The sequence below is a fragment of the Nocardia sp. NPDC050435 genome, assembly GCF_040655395.1.
GTDB lineage: Bacteria > Actinomycetota > Actinomycetes > Mycobacteriales > Mycobacteriaceae > Nocardia.
On the sequence record NZ_JBFAJW010000011.1, the window covers coordinates 119174 to 144683 of the forward strand.

Consider the following 25510-nt stretch of genomic DNA (forward strand, 5'->3'; position numbering starts at 1 on the left):
TCAGCGGCCGGGGTTCAGGCGCGCGCCGACTGCGGGCAGGCGGTCGATCATGTCGATGGCGTAGTCGGCGAGCAGTTCGATCAGGGTGCCGCGATCGACCGGCAGATGTCCGTCGATCCAGGTCAGCACGAGTTCGGCGGCGCCGCCGGAGATCAGCTGCGAGACGGTGGCCAGGGCCGTGTCCTGCCCGTCCGGCAGGTCCAGCACCAGGCGCGCCTGTTCGACGATGACCTCGGCGACCCGGTGCATGCCCGCGAATCGGGCGCGCATCAGCACTTCGTTCTCGTAGGCCTGGGCGAAAATCAGTTTGGCGCGGCACGGGTCGTCGGTGAGGTCGGTGATCAGCGCGGCGACCCCGGCGCGGATCCGGTCGGCGGGCGCCCCCGTGGTGCCCGCGACCGCGGCCCGGGCGCGGGTGAGCGCCGAATCCTGGATCTCCACCAATAGTTCCGCGGCGAGCGTGTCCAGATCGGGGAAGGCCTCGTAGAAGAAGCGGGGGCCGACGCGGGCCTGTTCGCACAGGCCGCGCACGGTGAGCGCCGCCAGCCCCTGGGTGCCGATGATGTCGAGGGCGGCGTCGAGCAACCGCCGCCGCCGGTCCTCGCGGCGCTCCGCGGTGGAGGTGCCGCGATAGGTGCCGGTGAATGCTCTGCTCACCCTGCCCAGCTTGGCACGGAAGATATTGGGAAACAAACGTTTACGGAAATCTCCGTTTCCGATACAGTCGAGTGACTCGCATCACACGAAAGGTGCTGATCATGAGTCTGCTCGTGCCGCAGGCAAGCAATGCCGCCACCGGAGCCGTCCGCCAGGCCAGAGCCCGGGTCGCCGGGCGGGTGCAGCGGGTCGGCGCGCGGCTGACCGAGCGCTATCCCGCGCCCGCCGTGCCGCTGGCGGAACCACCGCCCGGCAGCGGATTACGGCCGATCATGGGCAATTTCGGCCCGCCCGGCATCGGATACACCCTGAGCACCCTGTCCGACCCGATCCCCTTCGCGCGCAAGCGCTTCGAGCGCTACGGCCCGATCCAGTGGTTCGGGATCCTGGGGCGGCGGGTGGTCTCGGTCGGTAGTCCGGCGGCGCTGGAGGCCGTGCTGCTGGACCGGGACAAGGTGTATTCCGCGCAGCGCGGCTGGGAGTTCCTGATCGGCCCCTTCTTTCACGGGGGCCTGCTGCTCCGGGATTTCGACGAGCATCTGTTCCATCGCCGGATCATGCAGCAGGCCTTCACCCGGCCCCGCCTCGTCGGCTACCTGGACCTGACCACGCCGCGCCTCACCCAGGGCATCGCGGCCTGGCAGCCGAGCCGGAACTTCCACGCCTACAGCGCGATCAAGCAGCTGCTGCTGGCGCAGGCCACCGAGGTGTTCGCCGGGGCCGAACTCGGTCCCGAGGGGGCGCGGCTGGCGCGCGCCTTCGAGGACGCGGTGGCCGGCGGCAAGGCCCTGGTCCGGGCCGGTGTCCCGGGCGGGGTGTGGGCGCGCGGGTTGCGCGGGCGGCGGTACCTGGCCGACTACTTCCGGCGCGAATTGCCCGCCAAGCGAGCGGGTTCGGGCGCGGACCTGTTCAGCGTGCTCAGTCGCGCCAGCTCCGCGGAGGGGCACGCCTTCACCGACGACGAGGTCGTCGAGCACATGATCTTCGTGATGATGGCCGCGCACGACACCAGCACCATCGCCGCGTCCATGCTGCTCTACGAACTCGGCCGCAACCCGGACTGGCAGGAACGGCTGCGCGCCGAAGCGCGTGCCCTGGACAAGGATTCGCTCGACTACGACGATCTGGACCAGCTGCCCGACCTGGATCTGGCGTTCCGCGAAGTGCTGCGGCTCTACGCGCCCGTCGCCCAGCAGGCTCGCGAAACCATCGCCGACACCACTCTGCTCGGCTACTACCTGCCCCGCGGCACGCTGCTCATGTGCAGCCCCTACGCGATGATGCGCACCGACGAATACTGGCCGGACGCACATGTTTTCGATCCCGAGCGGTTCGCGCCCGCCCGTCGTGAGGACAAGACGCACCGCTTCACCTGGGCGCCGTTCGGCGGCGGCGCGCACAAGTGCATCGGCCTCTACTTCGGTGGCATGACGGTGAAAGCCGTACTGCACCAAGTGCTGCTGCGGTACCGGTGGACCGTGCCTGCCGACTACCGGGTGCCGCTGGTGGCGGGCACCGGCCCCACCCCGGCCGACGGCCTGCCGATCACGTTGCGGCGGATCACCGGATGAGAATCGTCGCCGATCGGGCGCGCTGTGCGGGCCACGGCATGTGTGAAGCTGTCGCGCCCATGCTGTTCCGGGTCGACGACGAAGGGATGGTGACCGTGCTCGCCGATGCTGTCACCGCGGACGACCGTCAGCTGGTCGGCCTGGCGATCGACAGCTGCCCCGTCCAAGCGCTGCGATCGGGAACAGCCTGACGGCAGACATGGGTGACGCGAGTTGGACAGTGGGGCTGCGCGTCGCTCAGTCGAAACAGCCTGCCGTGGGTGTGCGCCGGGTGCGTTGTCACAGCCTGACCCGGCTGCGGTTCGCTCTCAAATGTCCGGCAATCTCGGTCGGCTCGGATAGCGTGAGCTGGTGCGATTCAGCGCCAGTCCCCTGGAACTGGTCACGGCTTTCGTTTCCGCCGTGATCGGTGGGCTGGCGCTCACCACCCCTATCTCACTGGCCTGGGCCGAGGGCACCTCGACCTTGCAGATGGAGTTGCTCGGCTACAGCATGCCCCGCGCCACCGCCATCGGCTGCCTGATCGCGGTGCTGGTGGCCGCGTTCGCCAGCGCCGCGAACTCGCGCCGGGTGGCCTGGTGGGTGTCGGTGGCGGGCGTCGCGATTCTGCTGGTCAACCATCTGCTGGGCGCCATCTCCGCCACCATGGCCCCGCTGACCACCCTGAACTACGTGGACTCGATGGCCGGTGGCGTGCTGCTGGGCGGGGTCGCGGCCGCCACGGTGACCAGACTGCTGCCCGCCGTGGTCTTCACCCTGGGAGCGCTGCTCAGCCTCGCGCTCGGCGACGTCAGCGTCTCGGCGTCCGACGCCGGCGCGCCGGTGCGCAACTCGCCGGTCTTCGGGTTCATCGTGGACTCGCCGCCGCTGTGGCTGATCTGGCCCACCGTCGCCCTGGCGGTGCTGTGCGCGCTGCGCGGTCCGCGCGTGGACGCGCTGGACACCTCGGTCGACCTGCCGTTACGGCCGATCCTGGCGGCGCTGGTGACCACCACGGTGCCGCTGCTCGGCTCGGAGTGGCTGGCCCGGCACGGCAGCACGCTGCTGCACATCATGCTGGTCGTCGCCGCGACGGTGCTGTCGGGCACGGTCGCCGCGCTGCTGCTGCCGGACCGCGACGGCCTGCTGCTGTTGCAGACCATCGCGCTGTCGGCGGTCGGCGGTGCGATCGTGTTCACCGCCGAGTCCAACTGGCTGGTGCCGATGCTGGTCGGCGCGTGCTCCGGTGGGTTGTGGCTGGGCGCGCGCTGGTCGCTGCCGCCGCTGGGGATGGCCGCCACCGTGGGGCTGGCCGGGCTGGCCCTGCTGGTCGGCGACACGCAGGGAACCGTGCTGGCCGCGGCGGGCGTCGTGCTGGCCGGGGTCACGGGATACTGCTTCACCGCGTCGATGCCGGTGCAGGGCGCGAGTCTGATGCTCGGTATCGCAATGCTTTTCGTGCCCGGCCTGGTGGTGGCCATGCACGGGCGGGTGTTCCGGCAGACCGGCCGGCCGCGGATGTACGCCGAGCCGGGCCTGCTCAGCGACGTGACCCCCGGTTTCGCCGCGCTCGTCGTCTCCCTCGGCTGTGCCGTGGGCTTCCTCCTGGTGCGCCGACTACGCCGGCCCGCCACCGACCGGTCACCGGAAGGGGATGCGTGAGCGGGTGGCGGGCGGGATGACCCGCAGGACGATCTTGGCGCCGTCGACGCCGAGGATGTGCACGAGATTGCCGAGCTCGAACCGCTGCGGCACCAGCTGCACGGTGCGCTCGCCGAGAATCAGCGTGCGCGGCGTGCCCAATGCCCAGCCGTGCGGGTGATAGGCGACGCGCCAGGGCAGGCCGACATGGGGGTGCAACGCCGTCAGCAACAGCGGAAGCTCGGTGCTCAGATGCCGGGTACGGGGCCACCACACCCCGTCGATGCCACCGAACTGCGGCGGGGTGGGGCTGAACTTCACCTGAGCGGTGTTCACCGAGGGCAGGTGCTGCCGGCCGCAGAGCAGCCGAAGGTGGTTTGGCGCCATGTCACGGCTCCTTTTCCGACGAAATCCACCCTACACGCGGCGTTCGGACGGCTCCGTGGAGCCTGCCGGCCGCGCGGGACTGTTTGCCCAGGTGACCGGGCGGGTAACCTGAGTGAGTTGCCCTAGACTTCGGCGACCGCACAACGACGCAGTTGCGTGCCGAATACCCGGTGGATCGTGAGGCAGCCATGGCCCGGCCGGTTTCGAATTCCCGGATACCCCCCATCGAGCAGCGCCCGCCCGACAAGGCGCGGTTGCGCTCGTGGCTCCGAATCCTGCTCGACACCAACGAGACTCGCCAGCGCAGAGTGCCGTTCATCGGCCACGTGCCGCAAGCCCCGCGCGGTCGCGACAACTGATCGGCGCGCCGCCGCTCCGACTGCCCCCGAACCACCCGGCGCCCAGGAACAATCGAAAGCGTGAATCTCAGGGAGCGGGCGGCCGACCTCGGCTACGCGGCGGGCTGGCGGCTGGTCCGGGCGCTGCCCGAGCGGTGGGCGGTCGGCGTGTTCGACGCGGCCGCGGATTTCGCCGCCCGGCGGCACGGTGGGCCGGATCAGTTGCGGCGCAACCTCTCCCGCGTGCTCGGCGTCCCGCCCGAGCAGGTGCCCGACGAGCTCGTCCGCGCCAATCTGCGCTCCTACGCGCGATATTGGCGCGAGGCGTTCCGTCTGCCCGGTATGGATCCGGTCGCGCTCACCGCCCGGATCGAGGCTTCCGCCGTCGGGTTCGAGCACATCCTCGCCGCCAAAGCCGCTGGGCGCGGCGTCATCCTGGCCCTGCCGCACAGCGGCAACTGGGATCTCGCCGGGATCTGGGTGGTGCGCCGCGTCGGCACACCCACCGTCGTCGCCGAGCGCCTGCGGCCGGAATCGCTGTTCCAGCGGTTCGTCCGCTTCCGGGAGGGCCTGGGCTTCGAGATCATCCCGCTCACCGGCGCCGAGGCGCCGCCCTTCGAGCAGCTCGCCGACCGGCTGCGCGCGGGTCGGCTGGTGGGCCTGCTGGGGGAGCGCGATATCGCCGGCACCGGCGTCCCGGTCAGCTTCTTCGGCGAGGCGGCGCGGATGCCGGCCGGGCCCGCGCGCCTGGCCATCGAAACCGGCGCCGATCTGCTCCCGGTGCACTGCTGGTTCACCAGCGACGGCTGGGGCTTCTCGGTCGGCGCGCCGATCGACACCGCGGACGGCGTGGCCAGGGCGACCCAACTGCTGGCCGACAGTTTCGCCGCGGGCATCGCCGCCCACCCGGCGGATTGGCACATGCTGCAACCCCTGTGGACCGCGGATTTCTCGGCTTCCCGGCAGGCGCGGATGCGGGCTCGGCGGGCGGCTGCGGGTATTCCGGAGTGAGTCGGCTCGAGCAGTGTCAGGGGTTCCGGTAGGCGGGGATGCGCGTCCGGCGGGCGGTCACTGGCATCGCGGAATGCGCCAATTAGAATTAGATCAGAACAGCGTCATCGGTTCGGTTGGCTCGGGTTCGGGCAGGGGTTCCAGCTCGGGTAGCCGGGCGCGCACCTCGTCGTGGAAGCGGCGGGCCAGTGGCAGGGAACTCGCGTTGTCGGGGGTGTGGATGAAGACAGTGGGGGAGCGGCCTTCGCGCAACCACGCTGTGACAGTGTCCAGCCACGGCTGCCAGCCCGCGATCGTGCGCTCCGGGTCGTCGCGGCCGTGATAGCGGACGACAGGAAACTCCGTCAGCGCCAGCGTTCTGCGCGGCACCCGCGGCTTCTTCGACCACGCCTCCTGCTCCGCGGCGCTCTGTGGCAATCCCTCGAAAAGCGTTGTGGTGTCGAAGGTTACCCACTCCGCGCGCACCCGGTTGAGCACCTGTTCCAGGTACCGGGCGGCGCGCTCGTCGGTGAAGAACGCCGGATGCCGCACCTCCACGGCCGCGTGCGACGGCAACTCGCGCAGCAGCCCGGCCAGCGCCCCCAGTTCGTTGGGCCCGAACGAGGCGGGCAACTGCACCCACCACGCGTGCACCCGGGGACCGAGCGGTTGCATCGCGGTCAGGAATTCGCGCAGCAGCGCGTCGGCCTCGATCAGGCGGCGCTCGTGCGTGATCGTTTTCGGCAGTTTCACCAGGAACCGGAAATCCGGGTCGGTCTGGTCCGCCCAGGACCGCACGGTGGCCGGCGACGGTGTCGCGTAGAAGGTCGTATTCCCTTCCACGGCGGTGCAATTGCTCGCGTAGACCCGCAACGCCTCGCTCGCGGGCAACTGCCCTTCCTGCCACGCCGCGTGTCTCCACATCGCACATCCCACGTGAAGCCGCATGCGAAAACGCTAGCGCGCCCGCATCGGCCGCGCTGGTTGCGGGTCGGCCACAATCGGGCGGCGGACGATCTCAATGCTGTGCGCGGGGGCCTCTCGTCGGATAATTGGCCCGTGACCGAGATCGAGCACCTCGACCCGAACGAGACGAGCGTCGGCGAACGTGTGCTGCCGGGAAGCCGGCCGAGCATCGGAAGTTTCCGGTTCTGGTTCGCCGACCAGCGCTGGGAGTGGTCCGACGAGGTGGCGCTGCTGCACGGATACGCGCCGGGCAGCGTGGTCCCGACCACCGAGCTGCTGCTGGCGCACAAGCATCCCGCCGATCGCGCCGAGGTGGCGCACACGCTCAACGCGGTGACCACCACCGGTGAGGCGTTCTGCTCGCGGCACCGCATTCTCGACACCGGCGGCGAGATCCGCGAGGTGCTGGTCGTCGGCGATCAACTCCTCGACGACCGCGGCAACGTCACCGGCACCACCGGCTACTACATCGACGTCACCGACACGCTATCGGAGAACCGCCGTGCGACTCTGGACGAAACTCTCCCGGATCTGATCGAGGCGCGGGCGGTGATCGAGCAGGCCAAGGGCGTGCTGATGCTGGTCTACGGCATCAGTGCGGACCAGGCGTTCAAGGTGCTGCAGTGGCGTTCCCAGGACACCAACACCAAGCTGCGCCGGGTGGCCGAGTTGCTGATCGGGGCCCTCGGCGACCTCGGCGGCGCGCCGGTCGGATTCCGCTCCCGGTTCGACCATGTACTACTGACCATGCACGAACGCCCGCGCTAGCTTTTCGGACGTGTGTACTCGCACCGCCTGGGTAGTGCGTACATATGACTGGCGTGGATGGGGAGCTACTCGATCCGGAGGCTTCGCGGGCGGTCATCGAACAGGCCAAGGGTGCGCTCATGCTGGTGTACGGCTTGACCGCGGAGCAGGCTTTCGATGTATTACGCAAGCGGTCCCAGGAGACGAATATCAAACTCCGGGTGCTGGCGAGCAGACTGGTCGCGGAGCTGCCGGAGATGTCGAGATCGCGGGCGGCGGTGGCCTACCTGCGCGGACGGTTCGATCAATTGCTACAGCACGAGTTCCAGTGGATGACGTCGGAAGCGAGGGTGCGATGAACGAACCAGCCGGTCGCCGGGCTCTGGGTGCGGCATGTGCCGCGGTGGCGATCTCCTTCGCCGCGGTCGGAACGGCACAGGCGGCCGCGCCGCCGGTGGTGGGTGGTGGCTCCGGCATCATCATCGACAACCAGTCCCAGTGCACGCTGACCACGGTCGGCTACGACCGCGACGGCCGGCTGCTCGGGCTGACGGCCGGGCACTGCGGCGACGCGGGCGCGCAGGTCGTGACGGAGGCGAATCCGAACTTCGGGGTGGTGGGCCGCTTCGTCTACTCCAACCCGGAGCTGGACTACGCGCTCATCGAATTCACGCCCGGCAAGATCGATCCGGTGGCCCGGGTCGGCGATACGACCATCACCGGCATGGGCGCGCCCGCGCAGTTCCCGGCGGTGGTGTGCAAGAAGGGCCGCACCACCGGCACCAGCTGCGGTGTGGTGTGGGGCCCGCTGCGGGCGGCGCACCACGAGACCTGGACGCAGCTGTGCGTGCTCGAAGGTGACTCGGGCGCCCCGGTGATGGCGGGGTCGACCCTGGTCGGGATGGTGAACGCCTACCTGGCGATCGGCTGCCTGGGGCCCGAGGTGGGGACGAACATGAGCGCGATCAGCGCTGATCTGGAAGCGCGCGGCGAGGTCGGCGCGGGGTTCCATCCGATCCAGTAGAACCGCGAGAGCGGTGCGGGCTTGCCCGCACCGCTCTCGGCCCAGGGCTACTTGCTGTGCCCGCCCAGCGCGTTCCTGGCCTTGTCGGCCATCTCGCCCAGGGCGTGCTTCGCGTCGTCCAGGACGTCCTTCGCCTTGGCTTCGGCCTGCTGGGCCTTGCCTTCGGCGGCCATCCGGTCGTTGTCGGTGCCCTTGCCGACGGCCTCCTTGGCCTTGCCGGCGGCGTCGTCCATCTTGTCGCGCAGAGACATCGAAGAACCTCCGATCGTGTCGCGCCCCGGGTGGGCACGCCCTCCCGATACTGCTCCGGGATACGTCAGCGCGCACGTGGCAATTCGCAAGAGAAGTGCGATGCATATCGATGAGCTGGGCATTATCCGGTGACAGCAACAGAACAGTGCCGAGATCGTTATCTCGCAGCTACTCCTGCTTCGGCTGCTCGAACTGCCCGCGCTTCCAGTCGCCGTACGGCTCGTCCCGTTCCCGTACCGCTTCCCGGAAGCCGGTCGTGGCCGCGCGCAGCTGGAAGGCATAGCCCTCGCGGGTGTGCCGGGAGATGCCGTCGAACACCGTGCTGATCATGCCGGAGTTCTGCACGCCCTGGGCCAGCAGCGCGCTGTTCAGCGCCAGCTTGGCCATGACGAGCTGGTTGATCGGCATCCGCGCGATCCGCTCCAGCAGCGCCTCGGTGCGTTCGTCCAGTTCCGCGGCGGGCGGCGCCTCCACCGCCAGGCCCCACTCCTCCGCCTGCTTGCCGGACAGGCAGTCGCCGGTGAACAGCAGGCGCTTGGCGCGCTGGTCGCCGAGGCGGTGTGCCCACATGCCCGCCGCCGGGATGCCCCACACGCGGGTGGGCGGGTAGCCGATCTTGGTGTCGTCGGCGCAGATGATCTGGTCGGCGTACAGCGCGATGTCGGTGCCGCCCGCCACCGCGAAGCCGTGCAGCTTCGCCACCACCGGCTTGTTCGCGTGCAGCAGGCTCGCGAAGCCGCGGTTGAATCGGCTCATCATGGCGTAGTCGACCATGGGATCCCAAGTGCCCCAAGGGTTGTGGTTGGCCGCCTGGATGGCGGGATCGAGCACCGTGCCGGCGGTGTCGTGCGCGCCGACGCCGAGATCGAAGCTGTTCTCGGCGAAGATCGACAGGTCGTAACCGCCGCAGAACCCCTTGCCGCGGCCCGAGACCACCATGACGTGCACGCGCGGATCCAGATCCGCCCGCTCGACGGCGTGCGCGAGCTCGATCGGGGTGTCGGCGGTGATGGCGTTGCCGTGCTCGGGCCGATCGAAGGTGATGCGCGCGATCCGGCCGTCCACCTCGTAGGTGAGCGTGCGATAGGTGACGGCGGTGTCATCGGGCAGCGGCCGCCCGGCCCAGGGTGCGTCGGGTCCTTCGGTGAGCCCCTCGTACCAGGCGGCGGGACGGGTACCGGAGTGCTTCTCGGAGTCCATGCCGCCATCGTATTACATGCTTGTGTCAACTGATCATGTATTGTAATACTGAGTCGGGCGTTAGGAGTTCGCATGACCACACACGCGGTGACCAATCAGGTTCCGCCCCTGACCGATTACGACGCGGCCGAGCAGCCGGTGATCCTCGAGGCGTTGCAGCGCGCCGGGGCCGGGCACGCGCTCGACGAATTGCACGAAATCGGCCGGTTGGCGGGCAGTGCGGCGGCCCAGGAGCTGGGCGATCTCGCCGAGGCGCACCCGCCGGTCCTGCACACGCACGACCGGTACGGTCATCGCGTCGACGAGGTCGTCTACGACCCGAGCTACCACCAGCTCATGCGGCACGCCGTGAGTTTCGGCCTGCACGGCGCGGTCTGGGCCGACACCCGGCCGAACCCGCACCTCACCCGGGCCGCCAAGCTGAGCGTCTGGGGTCCGGTCGACGCCGGTCACGGCTGCCCGATCTCGATGACCTACGCCGTGGTGCCGGCGCTGCGCGCGAACCCCGAACTCGCCGCGCGCTACGAGCCGCTGCTGACCGCGCGCGACTACGATCCGGGCCTGCGCGCCCCGCAGGACAAGCGCGGGCTGATCGCGGGCATGTCCATGACCGAGAAGCAGGGCGGCTCCGACGTCCGCGCCAACACCACCGCCGCGGTGCCGCAACCCGACGGCAGCTACCGGATCACCGGGCACAAGTGGTTCACCTCCGCACCCATGTCGGATCTGTTCCTCACGCTCGCGCAGGCCCCGGGCGGGCTGTCGTGCTTCCTGGTCCCGCGCGTGCTGCCCGACGGCTCCCGCAATCCCCTCGCGCTGCAACGGCTCAAGAACAAGCTCGGCAACCGCTCCAACGCCAGCAGCGAGGTGGAATACGACAACACCGTCGGCTGGCTGGTCGGGCCGGAGGGCCGGGGCGTGCCCACCATCATCGAGATGGTCAACCTGACCAGGCTCGACTGCACGATCGGCAGCGCCACCATGATGCGCACCGGCGTGGCCCAGGCCGCCCATCATGCCGCGCACCGGAAAGCGTTCGGCGCGAGCCTGTCCGAGCAGCCGCTGATGCGCAACGTGCTGGCCGACCTGGCGATCGAGGCCGAAGCGGCCACCACCGTCGCACTCTGGCTGGCCGAGCTCACCGACCGTGCCGTCGCCGGGGTCGAGGGCGCCGATCCGCTGCGGCGCATCGCGCTCGCGGTCAGCAAGTACTACGTGTGCAAACGCGGGCCGATCCACGCGGCCGAGGCGCTGGAATGCCTGGGCGGCAACGGATATGTCGAGGAATCGCGGATGCCGCGGCTCTACCGCGAAGCGCCGCTGCTCTCGATCTGGGAGGGCTCGGGCAACGTCGCCGCGCTGGACACCCTGCGCGCCATGGCCAAACAGCCCGAGACGCTCACCGCCTACTTCGAGGAGGTGAAACAGGCCGCAGGCGCGGACCGCCACCTCGACGCGGCGATCACCCGCCTGGAAGGACAATTCGCGGACTTCGACACGATCCAGCACCGCGCCCGCCGCGTCGTCGGCGACATGGCCCAGGTACTGCAGGCCGCGCTGCTGGTCCGCTACGGGCACCCCGCCGTGGCAGACGCGTTCACGGTCAGCCGGTTGGGCGGTGAGCACGGCGATGTGTTCGGGACGCTGCCCACCGGGGTCGACACCGCGGCGATCATAGATCGGGCGACGCCGAAGCTCGGGTAGGCGGTGGGCTGGCCCGGGCGTTGATCGGGTCGTGCATGGGCTGGCTGGCGAGGCTGTTGAATCGGGCCGTTTGTGCTGGCTGCGCGGGCTGGCGAGGCAGCTGAATTAGGCGGTGTGCTGGCCGGCTGGCGGGCGGGCTGGCTGGTGTGGCCGTTGACCGGGCGGTGTGTGCTGGCTGCGCTGGCGCGGCTGTCGAATCGGGCAGTGGGTGTGCTCGCTGGGTGGCGGCTTGAAGGGCCGGCGCGGCCCGCTGGTGGGCGCAGGCCGGAGCGCGAGTGGCGCGTGTGCTTGCTGGAGGCCGGGGCGGCATGGCTGTTGGATAGGCCAGGGTGTGCTTGCTGGACTGCGGAGCGGCGGGCTGGCGTGGCCGTTGACCGGGCGGCGCGTGTGCTGGCTGGCGGAGCGGCGAGTTGGCGCGGTTGTTGATCGGATCGTGCGGGTGCTGGATGGCGCGGCCGTTGAATCGGGCGATGTGCGCACGCCCGAACGGCGGGCTGGCGTGGCTCTCAAAGGCCAGGGCGTGTGCTGGCTGCCGCAGGGCGGTATCCAGTCGCGCCCGCGCTCTGCTCCTTAAGCACTGAAGTTCAGCTCTGCGAAAGCTATGAATTCAGCTCTGAAGGTTTCGTATTCAGTGCGTAGGCGGGGGCCGGGCCAGTCGGTGGGTAGTAGCGGCGGGGGGAGCAGGGGGTCGTCCAGGATGTGCCGGACTGCGGCGGCGGCTACTTGGAAGCGGTCCGCCATCGTGGGGGCGGTGTCGAACGCGCGCAGCAGGCGCTCGGCGTCGCGGGCCCAGAGCTTCGGCGCGAACAGTGATTCCGCGAGTTTGACCGGGTTGCCCTGCGGTGCGGCGGTGAAGCGCGCGATGCGCCGGTCGGCGTCCCGGCCGAGGGTGATTTCGAGGTTGGCCGGGCGGGTCCACACTCCCTCGCGCAACTCGGCGAGCTTGCTCGCGCGCATGGTGTCACGGAAGGCGATGCGGGCGCTGGCGTCGGCGCCGACGGCGGTCACCACGGCCATGAACCACTGCCCGTCCCACTCCTGCTGCACCGGGCGCAGGGCGGCGTCCTGGCGGCGCTGGCGTTCGATCAGGCGTCGCGACAGGCGGTAGACGCTGTTGGTGCGCTCCAGATCTCCGGCCGCCACCATCCGGGTGAGCGCCACCCGCACCGCCGACTGCTGTAATCCGAGCTCCTCGGCGACGGTCACGATCCAGCTCACCGGCGCTTCGGCGGGATGTGCGCCGAGCAGCGCGCTCAGGATCGCCGACCGCGCGGTCAGCTTGCGCAGGCGCATCGCTAGCGACTGCTCGCGGGGCACTCGAAAAGGTCAGCCACTGTCGTCCACCTCGTCCGGGAAGGGCCGGGAATCGGCCAGCCGGAAATTGTACAGAGCCGCGGTTACCAGCGGTGTCCGGCAACGCCGGGGCGAATTGCCGGAAATGCCTCCGTAGCCCGCCGGAATGGCGCATGATCGGCAGTCGTCGCGGCCGTGATCGAGGCCCGGCGCCGGCGGCGGCCGGGGAGTCGGATCGTTAGGGGATGTGATGTGCGGACGCGTTGCTGACGGTGGCGCGGGAGCGGGGCGCCGCATCGGCTATCCCGGTGATCTTGCCGCGCTGCGGGTATGGCAATCTGGACGCGTCATTTTCCTTGCTGCCCAGGGGCTTTCGATCAGACTCCATTTCACTTCCGATTTATGGAAAGTGTCCGCAATGCGCTGCCGTGATAGTCGTTACGAATATTCGCACGCACCGTGTGTCGCCGCGCGCCACGCCGAGTTTGGCGTGCCATTGGCTAATCAACGGTTTCGCAGGCGGCGGCCATCGACTATGAATGCTTGGGTGCCGAACCCAACCGCGACTACAAGTCTCCCCCCGAGCGTCCGTAGTGGGGGGCCCAGATGACCATCGAGCATCCCATCGAGGACGAGGTGACACAGCTGGCAAGGCGGGTCGAGAAGGCCCGGGGCCGGCTGGCCTGGCAATTCGATCCCGCGCTCACCGAGGCGCTGTCCGAGGACGAGCTACACGCCGAACGCGAACTCGCCGAGCGGATTCGGGAGCAGGAACGGGGCCAGCGCTGGAAGGAAGTGCAGGCCCTGTCCGCGGCGGCCGATCGAGCGCGGCAGACCACCGAAGCAATCGAGAAGGCCGACATGCGAGATCTTCTGGTCGCCCGCAAGGCAATCGCCGCACAACGCCGCGAATCCAGCCCGCATGCCCGGCTGGCTTCGCTGTATCGGCATCGGTCCTGGTCGCTGCGCGCGCTGGCCGGCGTGGTGGGCGCGGGCATGCTGTGGTCCGCGGTGAACGTTCAGCACAACATCGCGCCGGGCGGCCCGTCGGATCCGCTGTTCTGGTTCAGCTATCTGCTCGAAGGCATGATCAGCGTCTGTCTGATCATCATCATGATCGGCACCAACAAGGTGTCCGAGTGGGGGGTCGTCGACAATCGCGGGCAGGTCGCCCTCGCCGAGCTGGCACTGCTCGGCCTGACCGTCTGCCTCAACACCTATCCCTACCTGCGCGGCGGTGAATGGTACGAGGTCGCCGTGCACGCCATCGCGCCGGTGATGATCGGTGTCGCGCTACTCATCCACGACGCGGCCAGCGCACGCTACGGTCTCGCCATCGCCCGGGCCACCGAGCAGGTCAAGGACATGCCGGACCCGGCCGAGCGCATCCGCCGGCAACTGCCCTCGATCGCGAACTACGCGCGCAGCATGGCGGCCCAGGCGGCCCTGGACGAGGAAGTCGCGCCCGTGGCCGCCGAACCCCAGGTCGTCGTGGTGCCGGTCGAGGACGTCGAGCCGGAGGTGGTCGAGGTCGAGGAGATCGCGGGGCCGCCCGCTCCGCGCAAGCGCAACGGCGTGCCCGGCCCGGTCGAGGCGCAGGCGCGCAACGGAGTTCAGGTGACCGACGAGGTCCCGGTGCAGCAGATCGCTCCGGCGCCGAAGCCTGCCCCGGCGGCCAAGGTCGCCCCGGCGGCGAGTGCCGCCGCGGCCGGAAATGTGGTTCCGGCCGGGAATCCCGCGGCGAACGGGGACGCGGTGCGCAAGGCCGAGCCGGTCGAGCAGGCCGCCACCGAGAAGCGGCGTACGGCCATCGATCCCGCGCGGATCGCGGCGGCGCTGAACGGTGACCTGCCCGCGCCGACCAAGACCAACGGCCGTCCGGTCGCCGCCGAGAAGCGCGTCGCGCAGGCCGAGGCCGAGCCCCGTCCGGCCGCCCGGGTGAACGCGAAGCCCGCCGCCAAGCCCGCCGCACCGGTGAAAGCCGCCGCGCCGGCGAAGCCCGCGCGCAAAGCCGAGGCGCCCGCGCCCGTCGAGGCCGCCCCGGCGGCCGAGCGCAAGGCGCCCGCCAAGGCTGCCGTCGCCGAGAAGCCGAGCACCCCGGAGCCGGATCCGCTCTACGACACCGGTCAGTTCCGGGTTGCCGACATCCTCGAGCAGGAGCTCGCCGAGCTCCAGGCCGAGCGCCGCAAGGCCCGCACGAGCAAGCAGCGGACAGCTACGCGCTGAGTATTTCCGGCACCTCGACGCCCCTGACCCCGCGTCCGTCTCCGGTCGCGGGGGAGGGGTGTCAGCGCGCTGACGGCGCGCGGTCTCTATAGTTGCTCGCAACTCGCTTGCGGCGCATGGCCTGCCGATCGTGGCGGGCCCGCGCTTGTTCGAGATACACCGCAGGACTTCGTTTTTCCCCGTGCAGTCGCTCCCGCCGGAGCCCGCGGGTGGATAGACCTATTTCCCGGATGGTCGATCAGAGCTGAGGCCCGCATGACGAACCCGACAACCACCTCACTGTCGCATCGGCAGATCCTGAGCATCCTGTCCGGTTTGTTATTGGGCATCTTCCTGGCCGCGCTGGACCAGAACATCGTCAGCGTGGCCATCGTCCCGATCGCCAACGATCTGCACGGATTCGACGAACAGGCTTGGGCCACAACGGCATACCTGATCACCGCTACGGTCAGCACCCCGCTCTACGGCAAGCTGGCCGACATCTATGGCCGAAAACCGTGCTATCTCATCGCAATCGGGTTGTTCGTCGTGGGCTCCGTCGCCTGCACCTTCGCCACCTCCATGTACGAGCTGGCGGCCTACCGGGCCTTCCAGGGCCTGGGCGCGGGCGGGCTGATGTCGCTGGCGTTCACCATCCTCAGCGATATCGTGCCGGCCCGCGAAAGGGTGCGCTACCAGGGCTATTTCATGGCGGTGTTCGGTTCCGCGACGGTGCTCGGCCCGGTGCTCGGCGGCTTCTTCTCCGGCTACGACATGCTGGCCGGGCTGGACGGCTGGCGCTGGGTCTTCCTGGTGAACGTGCCCTTCGGCGTGCTCGCCTTCCTGGTGGTCATGAAGTTCCTCAACGTCCCGCACCAGCGCACCAAGCAGCGCATCGACTGGTTCGGCGCGGTGATGCTGACCGTCGGCGTGGTCCCGCTGCTGATCGTCGCCGAGCAGGGCCGGCAGTGGGGCTGGGAGTCCCAGCGCGCGCTGATCTGCTACGGCGTCGCCGCCTCGGGCATCCTGCTGTTCATCATCGTCGAATTGCTGATGAAGGACGCCGCGCTGATCCCGATGCGGCTGTTCGAGAATTCCACCTTCAGCGTCTCCATTCTCGGCGGCTTCATCGTCGGCATCGCCATGTTCGGCGCGATCGTGCTGGTTCCGCTGTATTTCCAGGTGGTGCGCGGATATGCGCCGACGAAGTCGGGTCTGCTGATGCTGCCGCTGGTGATCGGCATCATGATCGGCGGCCAGATCTCGGGCATGGTCACCCAGCGCACCGGCAGATACAAGGTGCTGCCCGTGGGCGGGTGCTTCCTCATCGCGGCGGGCGCGGTCCTGCACGCGCAGGTGCATTTCGACAGCCCGCTGTGGCAGCCGCTGGTCTGCGGCGGGGTGATCGGCGCGGGCCTCGGCTTCTGCATGCAGACCTTGATCATCGCCGCGCAGAACGCCGGTCCGCGCCGGGACATGGGTGTGTCCACCGCGACGGCGACCTTCTTCCGGCAGATGGGCGGCACCCTCGGCGTCGCCATCTTCCTCACGATTCTGTTCAATCTGCTGCCGCACAAGATCCTCGACGCCTTCGGCGGTCAGCTGCCCGCCGGGTTCGACGCCGCGCGCCTGGGCGGCATCATCAGCGACACCACCGGCATCGCCGCGCTGTCCGCGGACCTGCGCGGGCCGATCCTGGTCGGATTCACCGACGCCATGAACGGCGTCTTCTACACCGCCGCGGGGGTGGCGCTGTTCGCCGGATTGGTGCTGCTGTTCATGAAAGAGCTGCCGCTCCAGGATGATCCGATCGAACTGCTGGTCGCCGAAGGCGCGGCAGCGGATCCCGGCTGGGCGAAAGACCACGACTGGGACGGCGCGGCGCAGGCGCTGCTGGACGAGCCCGAACCGGCCCTCGAGGTCACCGCGCCGCTGCGCCTGGACGGACCGGAGGACTCGGACGAGGACGAGGAGGAGGAGGACGACGCGATGGCGGCCGGACTCGGGTCCGAGAGTCCCTCGCTGACCGGCCGGATCCACCACGAGGACGGCAGACCCGTGCCGGACGCGGCCCTCACGCTGATCGACAAGCGCGGACAGCAGGTCACCCGCGCCACCGGAGATCGCTACGGCGACTACGCCATCTACGCCCCGGAGCCGGGCACCTACGTTCTGATCGTCTCGGCCACCGGTCATCAGCCCACCGCGATCAGCGTGGTCGCCGGACCGTGGCCGCAGCAGTTGGATCTGACCCTGATGGGGTCGAGCGAAGTCTCGGGCATCGTGCGCTCGGTCGTCAGCGGCCACCCGCTCGACGGCGCGACCGTCACCCTCACCGATCGGCACGGCGAGGTGGTCGGCGCGGCGATCACCGCCGAGGACGGTCACTTCGTCTGCCACGACGTGGTTTCCGGCAGCTACACGCTGGTGGTGATCGCCGAGCACATGCGTCCGTACGCGGCGGCGCTCACGGTGCCGCCCACCGGATCGCTGCGCCACGACATCGCGATGGACCCGATGGCGGTGCTGACCGGCATGGCGGTGGCCGACGGTCGGGCGGTACCGGACGTGCAGATCATGGTGCTGGACGTGGCGGGCGATCTCACCGCGACGGCGCGCACCGACGAGGACGGGCAGTACCTGGTCGCGGATCTGCCCGAAGGCGAATACACCGTGGTGGCCCGTGGCTATCCGCCGGTGACCAGCCGGGTGTCGGTGTCGGGCGGCGAAGTCGAACACGACGTGCGGCTGGGGTACGGCCGGGAAATCGACGACGAATTGCTGGATCGCGCCGATGTGACCGGATGACGACCGTGAGCGAGCTGGATGTCGGAGCGGTAACGAGGTGCGGCGGCGCGGGCCGGGATGAACCGGTGCGGCACACTCGGCACGTGGACGCCATTGCAACGCAATGATTTCGCTCTTCCGTACAAGTCGCGCGTGCGATTATGGGGCATGTCGTGGCTACGCAGTATCGGTGCCATCGCGATCGCCCTGACCGCTGTGCTGACGGTCGCCTGTGGCGAATCCGGGCAGGAATCGCCGCCCGCGGACCGTCCCGCACCGGGAGAGCACACCGTCGAATTCGAATTCGACGGTAAGACAAGGAATTATGTGGTGCACGCGCCGCCGGGCTACGACGGCCGCACCGCACTGCCTTTGGTGGTCGTCATGCACTATCGGCCCGGGACCGCCGCAGAAGTCGCCCAGACTTCTGGGATGAACGCGAAGGCAGACAAGGAGAATTTCCTCGTCGCCTATCCGCAGGGGCTGAACGACGCGTTCAACGCGCTCGTCTGCTGCGGGTCCGAAGACGACGTCGGGTTCATCACGCGGGTCGTCGAAAGGATGACCGAGTACTGGAAAGCCGATCCAAAACGTGTTTACGCCACCGGTATTTCGAACGGCGCGGACATGTCGTTCAAACTCGCCGTCGAAGTGCCGGGCACCTTCGCCGCGATCGCGCCGGTCAGCGGCGGTTTCATCGGCGACCGCGCGAGCAAGGAGGCGAGCTACAAACCGTCGACGCCGGTCTCGGTGCTCAGCTTCCTCGGCGGCAAGGATCGGGTCGCCGCCCAATTGTCCGCCGGCATCACCGCCTGGGAACAGCGGCTGGGCTGCTCCTCCGCGCCGGTGCCGCGGGAGTTGCCGCGCGGCATCACGCTGACCGCCGGGACCTGCGGCGACGGCAGCGAAGTGCAGGTCTACCGGTTGCCGGACATGGGGCACGCCTGGCCCGGCGCGGCGCGCGGCGGTCTGTCCGACCCGGCCGCCGGCATCGACGCCACCGAACTGATGTGGGAGTTTTTCGAGACGCGCAGCAGGTGAGCTGGCACTGTGCCCGGCGGCACGGCAAACTCGATGTTGTGTTTCGCAAACTCCAAGGAGTGCTCCGGAACAACGGAGCGAACCGATGACGGCGCTGGCCCGCGGCGAGAACCGCCCCGCGCCCGGCGACAGGCTCACCGTCACGGTCACCTGCAGTGATCCGGTGGATGTCTCGGCCTTGCTGCTCGGTGCGAACGGCAAGGTGCGCACCGACGCCGATTTCGTCTTCTTCAATCAACCGGTGGGCCCGGGCGTCACCTACCGGCACGGTGGCGGCGGGCCGGACGTGGTCGATGTCCAGACCTCCGCCCTCCCCTCCGACGTGGACAAGGTCGTGGTGACGGCGAGCCTGGATCGGCCCGGCACCTTCGCCGGCGCGGGTTCGCTGCTGGCCACCATCGGATCGTCCGCCGGCACACTCACTTTCCCGATGACGGGGCTCACCACCGAGACGGCCGTGGTCTGCGTCGAGATCTACCGGCGGTCCGGAGCCTGGAAGGTGCGCGCCGTCGGGCAGGGCTACGACAACGGATTGGCCGGCATCGCAACGGCCTTCGGCGTCGATATCGACGACGAGCCCGCCGCCCCGCCGCCCGCCGCATATCAGCCGCCCCCGGTGGCGGCCGGTCAACCGCCGCCGCCCGCGTATCAGCCGCCGCCCGGCCCCGGCTATCAGCCCCCGGCGCACCAGCCGCCGCCCGCCTACTCCGCCCCGCCGCAATTCCAGCAAGGAGCACTGCCGATGCAGAGCGATCTGTTCAACCCGAGTTTCGCCGAAGCCAGCGGCCCCGGCATCCAGAAGCAGGGCGGCAAGATGATCAAGGTCGCCGTCGCCGGGGAGGTGATGGCGCGCGCTGGGTCGATGGTGGCCTACCAGGGTGATCTGCAATTCAAGGCGCTCGGCTCCGGCGGCATCGGCCGCGCCATCCAGCAGCGGATCACCGGCGAGGGGGTGCCGCTGATGAAGGTCACCGGGCGCGGCGATCTGTTCCTGGCCAGCGGCGCCGCCGACGTGCACACCGTCGACCTCGACGGCTCCGACGGGCTCACCATCAACGGCTCCAACGTTCTCGCCTTCGATCCCAGCCTGCGCTACGACGTCAAGATGGTCTCCGGGGCAGCCGGTTTCGCCAGCAACGCCGGGTTGTTCAACTGCGTGTTCACCGGGCGCGGGCGCATCGCCATCACCACCCACGGCACCCCGGTGGTGCTCAATGTCGACCAGCCCACCTACGCCGATCCGCAGGCGGCGGTCGCCTGGTCGTCCAGTCTGAGCACCGGCATCAAACGCAACGACTCCTTCGGGCTGGGCCGGTTGATCGGGCGCAGTACCGGCGAGGGCATGACGCTGTCGTTCTCCGGGCGCGGTTTCGTCATCGTGCAGCCTTCGGAGCTGCCGCCCGGCGGGCTGCTCGGCGGCACCGGCGGCGGGCAGCAGGCCGGGCAGTCCGGCGGCGCGCTCGGCGGCTTGTTCGGCTGACGCTGTCGGCGAAATAGGCTGGCTGCCAGGGTCTTGCCGCTGGCATGCTGGCGAGGTGAGTGAATCGGGGATCACCATCGCGTTCGCGCCGCAGTTACACGTCTTCGTCGCGGCGGCGCTGCGCGACGGCCCCGCCCCGGCACGGGTGGACGGCACCTCGACGCTCGGCCACGTCGTGGAGTCGCTGGGCGTCCCGCTGACCGAGGTGGGCGCGCTGCTGGTCGGCGGGAGCCCGGTCACACCCGCCCACGTTCCCGTCGCGGGCGAATCCATCGAGGTCCGCGCCTTCCCGCGCCCGCAGCCCACCGCCGAGCCCCCACGATTCCTGCTCGACATCCACCTCGGCACCCTCGCCCGCCGCCTCCGCCTGCTCGGCCTCGACACCGCCTACGAGAATCCCGACATCGGCGACGCCGCCCTCGCCACCCGCTCGGCCACCGAACGCCGCATCCTGCTCTCCCGCGACCGCGGCCTGCTCCGCCGCCGCGAACTCTTCGCCGGCGCCTACATCTACAGCCACCGCCCCGCCGACCAACTCGACGACGTCCTCACCCGCTTCGCCCCGCCCCTCGCTCCCTGGACCCGCTGCACCTCCTGCAACGGTCTGCTCCGCCCCACCCCCGCGACCCCCGCGCACCCCACCCCGCGCACCCACTGCACCACCTGCGGCCAGTCCTATTGGAAAGGCGCCCATCACCCCCGTCTCGACGCCATCGTCACCCACGCTCTGACCCAGGTCCCCCAGGCCGATCCCCTCAGGCCCGAAGCAGGGTGACGGTTCGGCCCGCCGGGGTCTGCGCCTTGTCGAAGCCGGTGCGCTGGGCGATCGGTGGGGCAGTGGGGCGTCGATCGAAGATGATCAGGGTTCCGGTGTCGAGCGTGAGCCGATCCAGGTAGCTGTCCAGCTGGGCGAGACCGTCGGCGAGCGGGTCGGCTTGGTGGCCGGCCCAGACCTTCAATTCCAGTGCCTCGCGTTGTTCGTGGCGTTTGCCGACGGCGTCGGAATAGGGTTGTCGGATAAGCAGATCGATGCGGCCGCGCCCGACCCCGACCTCACGTTCGACGAAGCCCTGACCGTTCACGATGCGGTGCAGGAACGCCATCAAGACCAGCTGTGCCGCCGCCTCGTGGTAGTTGTCGCGTTTGGCGAGGATGTCACCGTGCTGGATCCAGAACGTCGAGAACTCCTGGAGCAGAAGCGGAAAGTCGATGCGACCGTCGGGGAATCGGAAACCGGCGGGCTGGGCGGTCACCGCCGACTCGGCGCTGGCGCCGAGCACTCGCACGATGACCTCCTGATAGATCGGATTGGCGATGCGCAGCTGTTTGCCCGGTGCGATCAATCCCAGGTCTTTGGCGTAGGTGGTGTCGTCATCGAAGTCGGAGCGGGGAATGCGGACGCCGCCCGTGATGATGGGCTCCAGCACGCGCTGGATACGCGGATCGTTCAGCTTGTCGATCAGCGAATCCAGGTGCGTCGCCCGCGCCAGGATCAAGCGCTCCTTGGCTTCCTCCACGTGATCGATGGTGATGGTTTCCCGAACCCGCATCTTGCCGATGATCTGCCAGGCCAGCGCGTTGACGAGCCAGGGCTGGCCTTGCGTGTACCAGAACGCCAGATCGATGGCTTGATCATCGAACCGCTGACCGGTCTCGAGGGTGTGCTGCCCGTACAGCTGCTTCATCTCTGCTTTGGTGAAGTCGCCCAGGCGGATAGATTCGATCACGATGTTGAACGGACTCGGCCCGCCCAGCCGCTTCGGATCACCGCCCGAGGCCGCCTTGTAGTCGCGAATATCGCGCATCCCGCAGAGCACCACCGAGTGCACGAACTCCTTGCGGTACTGCGTGTGGCCCGAACGTAACTGGCGCAGCACACTGATCAAGCCCTGCCCCGTCAACGTGTCGATCTCGTCGAAGAACAACACCAGCGGGCGCGGACATTTCGCCACCCATGCGGCCAGTCCAGCGCTGAGACGAATCCCGGGCGCACCGCTGTGCTCCCAGTCCTCCGGCGGCAGCAGATCCGGAGTCCAGCGTTGGCGCCGGGCTGTTTCAGCGATCAGCACCAGGAGCGCCACCTCGAGGCCGGCGAAGTCGTCACCGTAGGTCGAGACCGATTCACAGGAGACCGACAGGGCCAGAAAGTGCCCCTCGGCCGTGAGTTCCCGTGCCATACCCAACAGCGCCGTGGTCTTCCCGCTCTGCCGCGGTGCGTGAACGATGAAGTAGAAGCCGAACTCGAAGTACTCCTGTGCGGAGGGCAGGCGCTCCTCGGCCGAGAGCATGTAGTGCAGGTCCGGATCACACGGACCAACCGTGTTGAAGTACCTCACGTCGCACACCCTACGCAGATAGCTGGCCGACACGCCCGGGTGATCTTCGGGGCCGAAAAAGGTGTAACGCGTCGTGGGGGCGGGACGAGTAGAGGGCAATCATGCGGAAATCGCATGACTGCCCGCAGGATTGATGCTCGGACGCGGGGTCGGCTCGGTGATGGGAGTTGACGTGGGTGAAGGGCGTGGATATTTGCGGGCGGCCCCGAATTACGAGCCGCCGCTGCGGAGTTGCGAGTGTCGGCCGCGCAGGCGGGTGGGAGTGGGGGAGGTGTGGGTGGATCCGCTGGTGGGGCGGGCGGGGGGAGGCTCGGCGGGTTCGGGAGTCGTGCAGGGGGATTCGGCGGGGGTGGCAGGCAGTCTTGATGTGACCGCGCGGGACAGCGGCGATGTGGTCGTGCAGTGCGGTGCTGATTCGGCCGCGTTGCACAGAGCTGGCGAGGTTGTGCAGTGCGGTGCTGATGAGTCCGTGCCGAACAGCGATGGTGTAGCCGCGCAGGCCAGTGTTGGTGTGGCCTTGCGAGACAGCGCCGGTGGAGTCACGCAGGTTGGTAGCGGCGCCGCGCAGACCAGGGGCGGTGAAGTCGGGTGGGGCGGTGCAGATGTGACTGTGCAGGTAGTGGGTGTGGGGCCGCTGGGAGGTGCGGTGTCGGGAGTGGTGCCGGAGCAGGCAGGTGCGGGGGCGTCGTCATCTCGGTGTGAGGCTCGCGCGGCGGGGGAAGAGCCGGCTGGCGGTCGGCCGGGTGGGGCAGCCGAAATATCGGCGGCGGGAGCGGGGGAACGGCAGTGGGGCAGGGAGGGTTCGGGGGCGCGAGGCTGCGGGGACCGGGTAGAGACAGAGGGCGTCGGGGAGTTGGCGGCGGAGGGGCAGTGTGTGGCGGGGTCGCGGGGGATCTCGCCGCGGCTGCGTAAGGGCGGAGTGCCGGTGGCCGAGGCTCCGGTAGATGGGGTGCCAACTGCCGGGGTGACGGGTGCTGCGATGGCGAACACCGAGGTAGTAGCTGCTGGGGCGGTGAGTGCTGGGGTTGTGGCTGCTGGGACGGTCAGTGCTGGGGTCGCGGTCGCTGGAGCGACGAGTGCTGCTGTGACGGCGGTTGGGGTGGCGGTGGCTGAGGCGGCGACTACTGAGGTGGCCGCCGCTGGGATCGCGGCGGCCGGGGTGGCTGGGGCCGCGGCTGGGGTGCCGGCTACTGAGGCGACGGCCGGAGTGGTTCCTGCGGGGGTGGCAGCTGCTGGGATGGCGGCGGCTGGAGTGGTTCCCGCAGGGGTGGCTGCTGCTGCGGCGCCGGTGGTTGGGGTGGCGCGGCAGGACGCTCGGCGGTTTGCGGATCGGGCGTTGCGGGTGATGTTGGAGGTGTTGGATCGTCGGCGGCCGGTGGGGCAGTTGCGGGGGATGGTTAGTCCGCAGGTGTTGGAGGGAGTGCGGACGATGGTGGCGTGTGGGTCGGCGCCGAGCCGGGGGTTGGGGGTGGCGGCGTTGGAGCGGGTGGATGTGTACATGGTGGATGCAGGGAACGCAGAGATCTGTGCGCGGTATGTGCGGGGGGAGCGCAGGCTGGCGATCGCGGCGCGGGCGCGGTATGTGCGCGGCGCCGGGTGGCGGATCGGTGTTTTTCGGGTGTTGGGGGTTTAGGTATGCAGCGCAACGTGATTCGGGTGTGGGAGGGCGCGGCCGAGCCTACTGTGGAGGAGGTGCGCTGGGTGTCTTTGTTGTTGGCGTTGCCGCTGGTGGCCTGTGGGGCCGAGGAGCCGCAGGCGGTGCCGCCACCAGTCACGACTACTTTCGCGCGGACTGCGGAGGATTGCACCGAGTTGGCGGTGCGGGCGCTGGAGGTGGAGCCGGGTGTTGCCGAGGTGTTCGGCACGCATGCGGAGTTGCTGCCGAAGGGGCAGTTCGTGCGGGTGCGGATCGCGCTCAGCAATACCGGCAACCGGGTGCACGACACCCGCTCGGAGGATTACGAGCTGGTCGACGCCGCCGGGGGCGCCCACCACATGAGCATCGACGCGATGCGCGTCGAGCGGCAGTTGTGGGAGTTGCAACTCGGCGCGGGCAACCGGCTGGAACTGGATCTCTGGTACGACATCCCGCTAGGCGCGATCCCGCGTGAAATACGGGATACGGTGTGCGCCAGCACGATTCCGCTCCCGGAGCGGTGACGCGGATGCCGAAGCGCTACAGCCCGCAGGTGCGCGACGAGGCGGTCCGCCTCGCGCTCGAGTACGTCGAGACATATGGATCGGCCTACGCGGCGGCCCGCGCGGTCGGCCCGATGGTCGGGGTGCACTACGAGACGCTGTGGATGTGGACCAAGCAGGCGCTCGCGGAACGGGCGTGGCGCGCCGGAACCGAGTAGCCCGGCGTGTCCCACGCCCCAAAGAAGGTAACTAATGGTTTGCTCGACTCCGCATCGACGCGGAAGGAGCAAACCCTATGGTCCGGAGAACTGCATCGGGGGTTGCCGCGTTCTGCGCACTGCTGCTGTGCGCCGCGCCCGCGAACGCCGAGCCCGGCCGGGGCGGCCCCACGGCCGCCGAGTACGCCGCGGCCGAGATCCCGAACTGCGCGACCCCCGAGTGCGAGGCCGCCGTCCGGCAGGCCGGGCTCAGCATGGCGATGCTGCGCGCCACGAATCGGCTGATCGCCCTGACGATCGTGCCCGCCTACCAGTTCCCGGCCTTCGACATGGTGATCACCCGCGAGAGCGGCTGGAACCATCTGGCGCGCAATCCCGCCAGCGGCGCCTACGGCCTGGGCCAGGCGCTACCGCCGGAGAAGATGTTCACCCACGGCGTCGATTGGATGATCAACCCGGTCACCCAGATCCGCTGGACCTACGACTATATGAACAAGCGCTACGGCAGTCCCGAGGGCGCGTGGGCGTTCTGGCAGGCCAACCACTGGTACTGAC

At 69.3% G+C, this 25510-nt stretch carries 24 protein-coding genes and 1 pseudogene; 18 read left to right on the forward strand and 7 right to left on the reverse strand.

Annotation, left to right across the window (positions count from 1 at the left end):
• Window positions 1-657, reverse strand: coding sequence for a TetR/AcrR family transcriptional regulator (locus tag AB0I43_RS30700; RefSeq protein ID WP_356981190.1), 657 nt, complete (start codon window positions 655-657; stop codon window positions 1-3).
• 101 nt (window positions 658-758) lie between these two features.
• Here AB0I43_RS30700 and AB0I43_RS30705 point away from each other — a divergent pair, with 101 nt between their 5' ends.
• The 3 genes from AB0I43_RS30705 to AB0I43_RS30715 all read left to right on the forward strand — a co-directional run bounded on the left by AB0I43_RS30705 (window position 759) and on the right by AB0I43_RS30715 (window position 3869).
• Window positions 759-2228, forward strand: a complete 1470-nt coding sequence (locus AB0I43_RS30705) for a cytochrome P450 (protein WP_356981191.1) — start codon at window positions 759-761, stop codon at window positions 2226-2228.
• Window positions 2225-2419, forward strand: coding sequence for a ferredoxin (locus AB0I43_RS30710; RefSeq protein WP_356981193.1), 195 nt, complete (start codon window positions 2225-2227; stop codon window positions 2417-2419). The genes AB0I43_RS30705 and AB0I43_RS30710 overlap by 4 nt, the downstream gene beginning before the upstream one ends.
• Before the next feature lie 160 nt (window positions 2420-2579).
• On the forward strand, window positions 2580-3869 hold the full coding sequence (locus AB0I43_RS30715; protein ID WP_356981195.1) for a hypothetical protein: 1290 nt from the start codon (window positions 2580-2582) through the stop codon (window positions 3867-3869).
• Here the strand turns inward: AB0I43_RS30715 and AB0I43_RS30720 are convergent.
• Window positions 3849-4235 (reverse strand): DUF5994 family protein, encoded by a 387-nt coding sequence (locus AB0I43_RS30720; protein WP_356981197.1) that lies wholly within the window; start codon window positions 4233-4235, stop codon window positions 3849-3851. The two genes, AB0I43_RS30715 and AB0I43_RS30720, sit on opposite strands and share 21 nt — an antisense overlap.
• 170 nt (window positions 4236-4405) lie before the next feature.
• Here AB0I43_RS30720 and AB0I43_RS30725 point away from each other — a divergent pair, with 170 nt between their 5' ends.
• The gene (locus tag AB0I43_RS30725; RefSeq protein ID WP_356981199.1) at window positions 4406-4594 is read left to right on the forward strand and encodes a hypothetical protein; all 189 of its coding nucleotides are present in this window, start codon (window positions 4406-4408) and stop codon (window positions 4592-4594) included.
• A 60-nt stretch (window positions 4595-4654) separates the two neighbouring features.
• Window positions 4655-5584: a phosphatidylinositol mannoside acyltransferase gene (locus tag AB0I43_RS30730; protein WP_356981200.1), complete on the forward strand. Its 930-nt coding sequence runs from the start codon at window positions 4655-4657 to the stop codon at window positions 5582-5584.
• A gap of 93 nt (window positions 5585-5677) precedes the next feature.
• On the opposite strand, the gene AB0I43_RS30735 is transcribed toward AB0I43_RS30730, so the two are convergent.
• Complete coding sequence (locus AB0I43_RS30735; protein WP_356981202.1) at window positions 5678-6487, reverse strand: DUF72 domain-containing protein; 810 nt, start codon at window positions 6485-6487, stop codon at window positions 5678-5680.
• Window positions 6488-6673: 186 nt separating this feature from the next.
• Between AB0I43_RS30735 and AB0I43_RS30740 the strand changes: the two genes are divergently transcribed.
• The 3 genes and pseudogenes from AB0I43_RS30740 (at window position 6674) to AB0I43_RS30750 (ending at window position 8300) form a co-directional block, all read left to right on the forward strand.
• Window positions 6674-7297, forward strand: coding sequence for a PAS and ANTAR domain-containing protein (locus tag AB0I43_RS30740; protein ID WP_356981240.1), 624 nt, complete (start codon window positions 6674-6676; stop codon window positions 7295-7297).
• An 80-nt stretch (window positions 7298-7377) separates the two neighbouring features.
• Window positions 7378-7521, forward strand: a pseudogene (locus AB0I43_RS30745) (ANTAR domain-containing protein); the annotation flags it as partial.
• A 110-nt stretch (window positions 7522-7631) separates the two neighbouring features.
• The gene (locus AB0I43_RS30750; protein WP_356981204.1) at window positions 7632-8300 is read left to right on the forward strand and encodes a S1 family peptidase; all 669 of its coding nucleotides are present in this window, start codon (window positions 7632-7634) and stop codon (window positions 8298-8300) included.
• 47 nt (window positions 8301-8347) lie between these two features.
• On the opposite strand, the gene AB0I43_RS30755 is transcribed toward AB0I43_RS30750, so the two are convergent.
• A complete protein-coding gene (locus AB0I43_RS30755) occupies window positions 8348-8551 on the reverse strand; it encodes a CsbD family protein (RefSeq protein ID WP_356981206.1) in 204 nt (67 codons plus the stop codon).
• 169 nt (window positions 8552-8720) lie between these two features.
• Complete coding sequence (locus AB0I43_RS30760) at window positions 8721-9752, reverse strand: crotonase/enoyl-CoA hydratase family protein (protein ID WP_356981208.1); 1032 nt, start codon at window positions 9750-9752, stop codon at window positions 8721-8723.
• Between the two features lie 72 nt (window positions 9753-9824).
• On the opposite strand from AB0I43_RS30760, the gene AB0I43_RS30765 reads away from it, so the two are divergent.
• Window positions 9825-11456, forward strand: a complete 1632-nt coding sequence (locus tag AB0I43_RS30765) for an acyl-CoA dehydrogenase family protein (protein WP_356981209.1) — start codon at window positions 9825-9827, stop codon at window positions 11454-11456.
• 570 nt (window positions 11457-12026) lie between these two features.
• Here the strand turns inward: AB0I43_RS30765 and AB0I43_RS30770 are convergent.
• A complete protein-coding gene (locus tag AB0I43_RS30770) occupies window positions 12027-12749 on the reverse strand; it encodes a PaaX family transcriptional regulator C-terminal domain-containing protein (RefSeq protein WP_356981211.1) in 723 nt (240 codons plus the stop codon).
• A gap of 606 nt (window positions 12750-13355) precedes the next feature.
• Between AB0I43_RS30770 and AB0I43_RS30775 the strand changes: the two genes are divergently transcribed.
• The 5 genes from AB0I43_RS30775 to AB0I43_RS30795 all read left to right on the forward strand — a co-directional run bounded on the left by AB0I43_RS30775 (window position 13356) and on the right by AB0I43_RS30795 (window position 21037).
• Window positions 13356-14975 carry a hypothetical protein gene (locus tag AB0I43_RS30775; protein ID WP_356981213.1) on the forward strand — a complete coding sequence of 540 codons (1620 nt, stop codon included), beginning with the start codon at window positions 13356-13358 and terminating at the stop codon, window positions 14973-14975.
• Between the two features lie 255 nt (window positions 14976-15230).
• Window positions 15231-17762: an MFS transporter gene (locus AB0I43_RS30780; RefSeq protein WP_356981214.1), complete on the forward strand. Its 2532-nt coding sequence runs from the start codon at window positions 15231-15233 to the stop codon at window positions 17760-17762.
• 57 nt (window positions 17763-17819) lie between these two features.
• Window positions 17820-18782, forward strand: coding sequence for a PHB depolymerase family esterase (locus tag AB0I43_RS30785; protein WP_356981216.1), 963 nt, complete (start codon window positions 17820-17822; stop codon window positions 18780-18782).
• A gap of 85 nt (window positions 18783-18867) precedes the next feature.
• Window positions 18868-20262, forward strand: a complete 1395-nt coding sequence (locus tag AB0I43_RS30790; RefSeq protein WP_356981217.1) for an AIM24 family protein — start codon at window positions 18868-18870, stop codon at window positions 20260-20262.
• Between the two features lie 55 nt (window positions 20263-20317).
• A complete protein-coding gene (locus AB0I43_RS30795; protein WP_356981218.1) occupies window positions 20318-21037 on the forward strand; it encodes a Mut7-C RNAse domain-containing protein in 720 nt (239 codons plus the stop codon).
• Here the strand turns inward: AB0I43_RS30795 and AB0I43_RS30800 are convergent.
• Window positions 21018-22598 carry an ATP-binding protein gene (locus tag AB0I43_RS30800; RefSeq protein ID WP_356981219.1) on the reverse strand — a complete coding sequence of 527 codons (1581 nt, stop codon included), beginning with the start codon at window positions 22596-22598 and terminating at the stop codon, window positions 21018-21020. The two genes, AB0I43_RS30795 and AB0I43_RS30800, sit on opposite strands and share 20 nt — an antisense overlap.
• A gap of 1237 nt (window positions 22599-23835) precedes the next feature.
• Here AB0I43_RS30800 and AB0I43_RS30805 point away from each other — a divergent pair.
• The 4 genes from AB0I43_RS30805 (at window position 23836) to AB0I43_RS30820 (ending at window position 25509) form a co-directional block, all read left to right on the forward strand.
• Window positions 23836-24231: an Rv3235 family protein gene (locus AB0I43_RS30805; protein WP_356981242.1), complete on the forward strand. Its 396-nt coding sequence runs from the start codon at window positions 23836-23838 to the stop codon at window positions 24229-24231.
• Between the two features lie 68 nt (window positions 24232-24299).
• The gene (locus tag AB0I43_RS30810; protein ID WP_356981220.1) at window positions 24300-24758 is read left to right on the forward strand and encodes a hypothetical protein; all 459 of its coding nucleotides are present in this window, start codon (window positions 24300-24302) and stop codon (window positions 24756-24758) included.
• Between the two features lie 5 nt (window positions 24759-24763).
• A complete protein-coding gene (locus AB0I43_RS30815; RefSeq protein WP_356981221.1) occupies window positions 24764-24955 on the forward strand; it encodes a hypothetical protein in 192 nt (63 codons plus the stop codon).
• Between the two features lie 77 nt (window positions 24956-25032).
• Window positions 25033-25509 (forward strand): lytic transglycosylase domain-containing protein, encoded by a 477-nt coding sequence (locus AB0I43_RS30820; RefSeq protein ID WP_356981222.1) that lies wholly within the window; start codon window positions 25033-25035, stop codon window positions 25507-25509.
• Window position 25510 lies beyond the last annotated feature (1 nt).

What these genes read in the sequence shown, in the direction of transcription:
- AB0I43_RS30780 (WP_356981214.1), top strand. Translation starts at nt 15,231, where the DNA reads ATGACGAACCCGACAACCACCTCACTGTCGCATCGGCAGATCCTGAGC.
- AB0I43_RS30770 (WP_356981211.1), bottom strand. Translation starts at nt 12,749, where the DNA reads ATGCGCCTGCGCAAGCTGACCGCGCGGTCGGCGATCCTGAGCGCGCTG.
- AB0I43_RS30755 (WP_356981206.1), bottom strand. Translation starts at nt 8,551, where the DNA reads ATGTCTCTGCGCGACAAGATGGACGACGCCGCCGGCAAGGCCAAGGAG.
- AB0I43_RS30720 (WP_356981197.1), bottom strand. Translation starts at nt 4,235, where the DNA reads ATGGCGCCAAACCACCTTCGGCTGCTCTGCGGCCGGCAGCACCTGCCC.
- AB0I43_RS30705 (WP_356981191.1), top strand. Translation starts at nt 759, where the DNA reads ATGAGTCTGCTCGTGCCGCAGGCAAGCAATGCCGCCACCGGAGCCGTC.
- AB0I43_RS30815 (WP_356981221.1), top strand. Translation starts at nt 24,764, where the DNA reads ATGCCGAAGCGCTACAGCCCGCAGGTGCGCGACGAGGCGGTCCGCCTC.
- AB0I43_RS30820 (WP_356981222.1), top strand. Translation starts at nt 25,033, where the DNA reads ATGGTCCGGAGAACTGCATCGGGGGTTGCCGCGTTCTGCGCACTGCTG.
- AB0I43_RS30790 (WP_356981217.1), top strand. Translation starts at nt 18,868, where the DNA reads ATGACGGCGCTGGCCCGCGGCGAGAACCGCCCCGCGCCCGGCGACAGG.
- AB0I43_RS30785 (WP_356981216.1), top strand. Translation starts at nt 17,820, where the DNA reads ATGAACCGGTGCGGCACACTCGGCACGTGGACGCCATTGCAACGCAAT.
- AB0I43_RS30775 (WP_356981213.1), top strand. Translation starts at nt 13,356, where the DNA reads ATGACCATCGAGCATCCCATCGAGGACGAGGTGACACAGCTGGCAAGG.
- AB0I43_RS30805 (WP_356981242.1), top strand. Translation starts at nt 23,836, where the DNA reads ATGGCGGCGGCTGGAGTGGTTCCCGCAGGGGTGGCTGCTGCTGCGGCG.
- AB0I43_RS30765 (WP_356981209.1), top strand. Translation starts at nt 9,825, where the DNA reads ATGACCACACACGCGGTGACCAATCAGGTTCCGCCCCTGACCGATTAC.
- AB0I43_RS30750 (WP_356981204.1), top strand. Translation starts at nt 7,632, where the DNA reads ATGAACGAACCAGCCGGTCGCCGGGCTCTGGGTGCGGCATGTGCCGCG.
- AB0I43_RS30735 (WP_356981202.1), bottom strand. Translation starts at nt 6,487, where the DNA reads ATGTGGAGACACGCGGCGTGGCAGGAAGGGCAGTTGCCCGCGAGCGAG.
- AB0I43_RS30710 (WP_356981193.1), top strand. Translation starts at nt 2,225, where the DNA reads ATGAGAATCGTCGCCGATCGGGCGCGCTGTGCGGGCCACGGCATGTGT.
- AB0I43_RS30760 (WP_356981208.1), bottom strand. Translation starts at nt 9,752, where the DNA reads ATGGACTCCGAGAAGCACTCCGGTACCCGTCCCGCCGCCTGGTACGAG.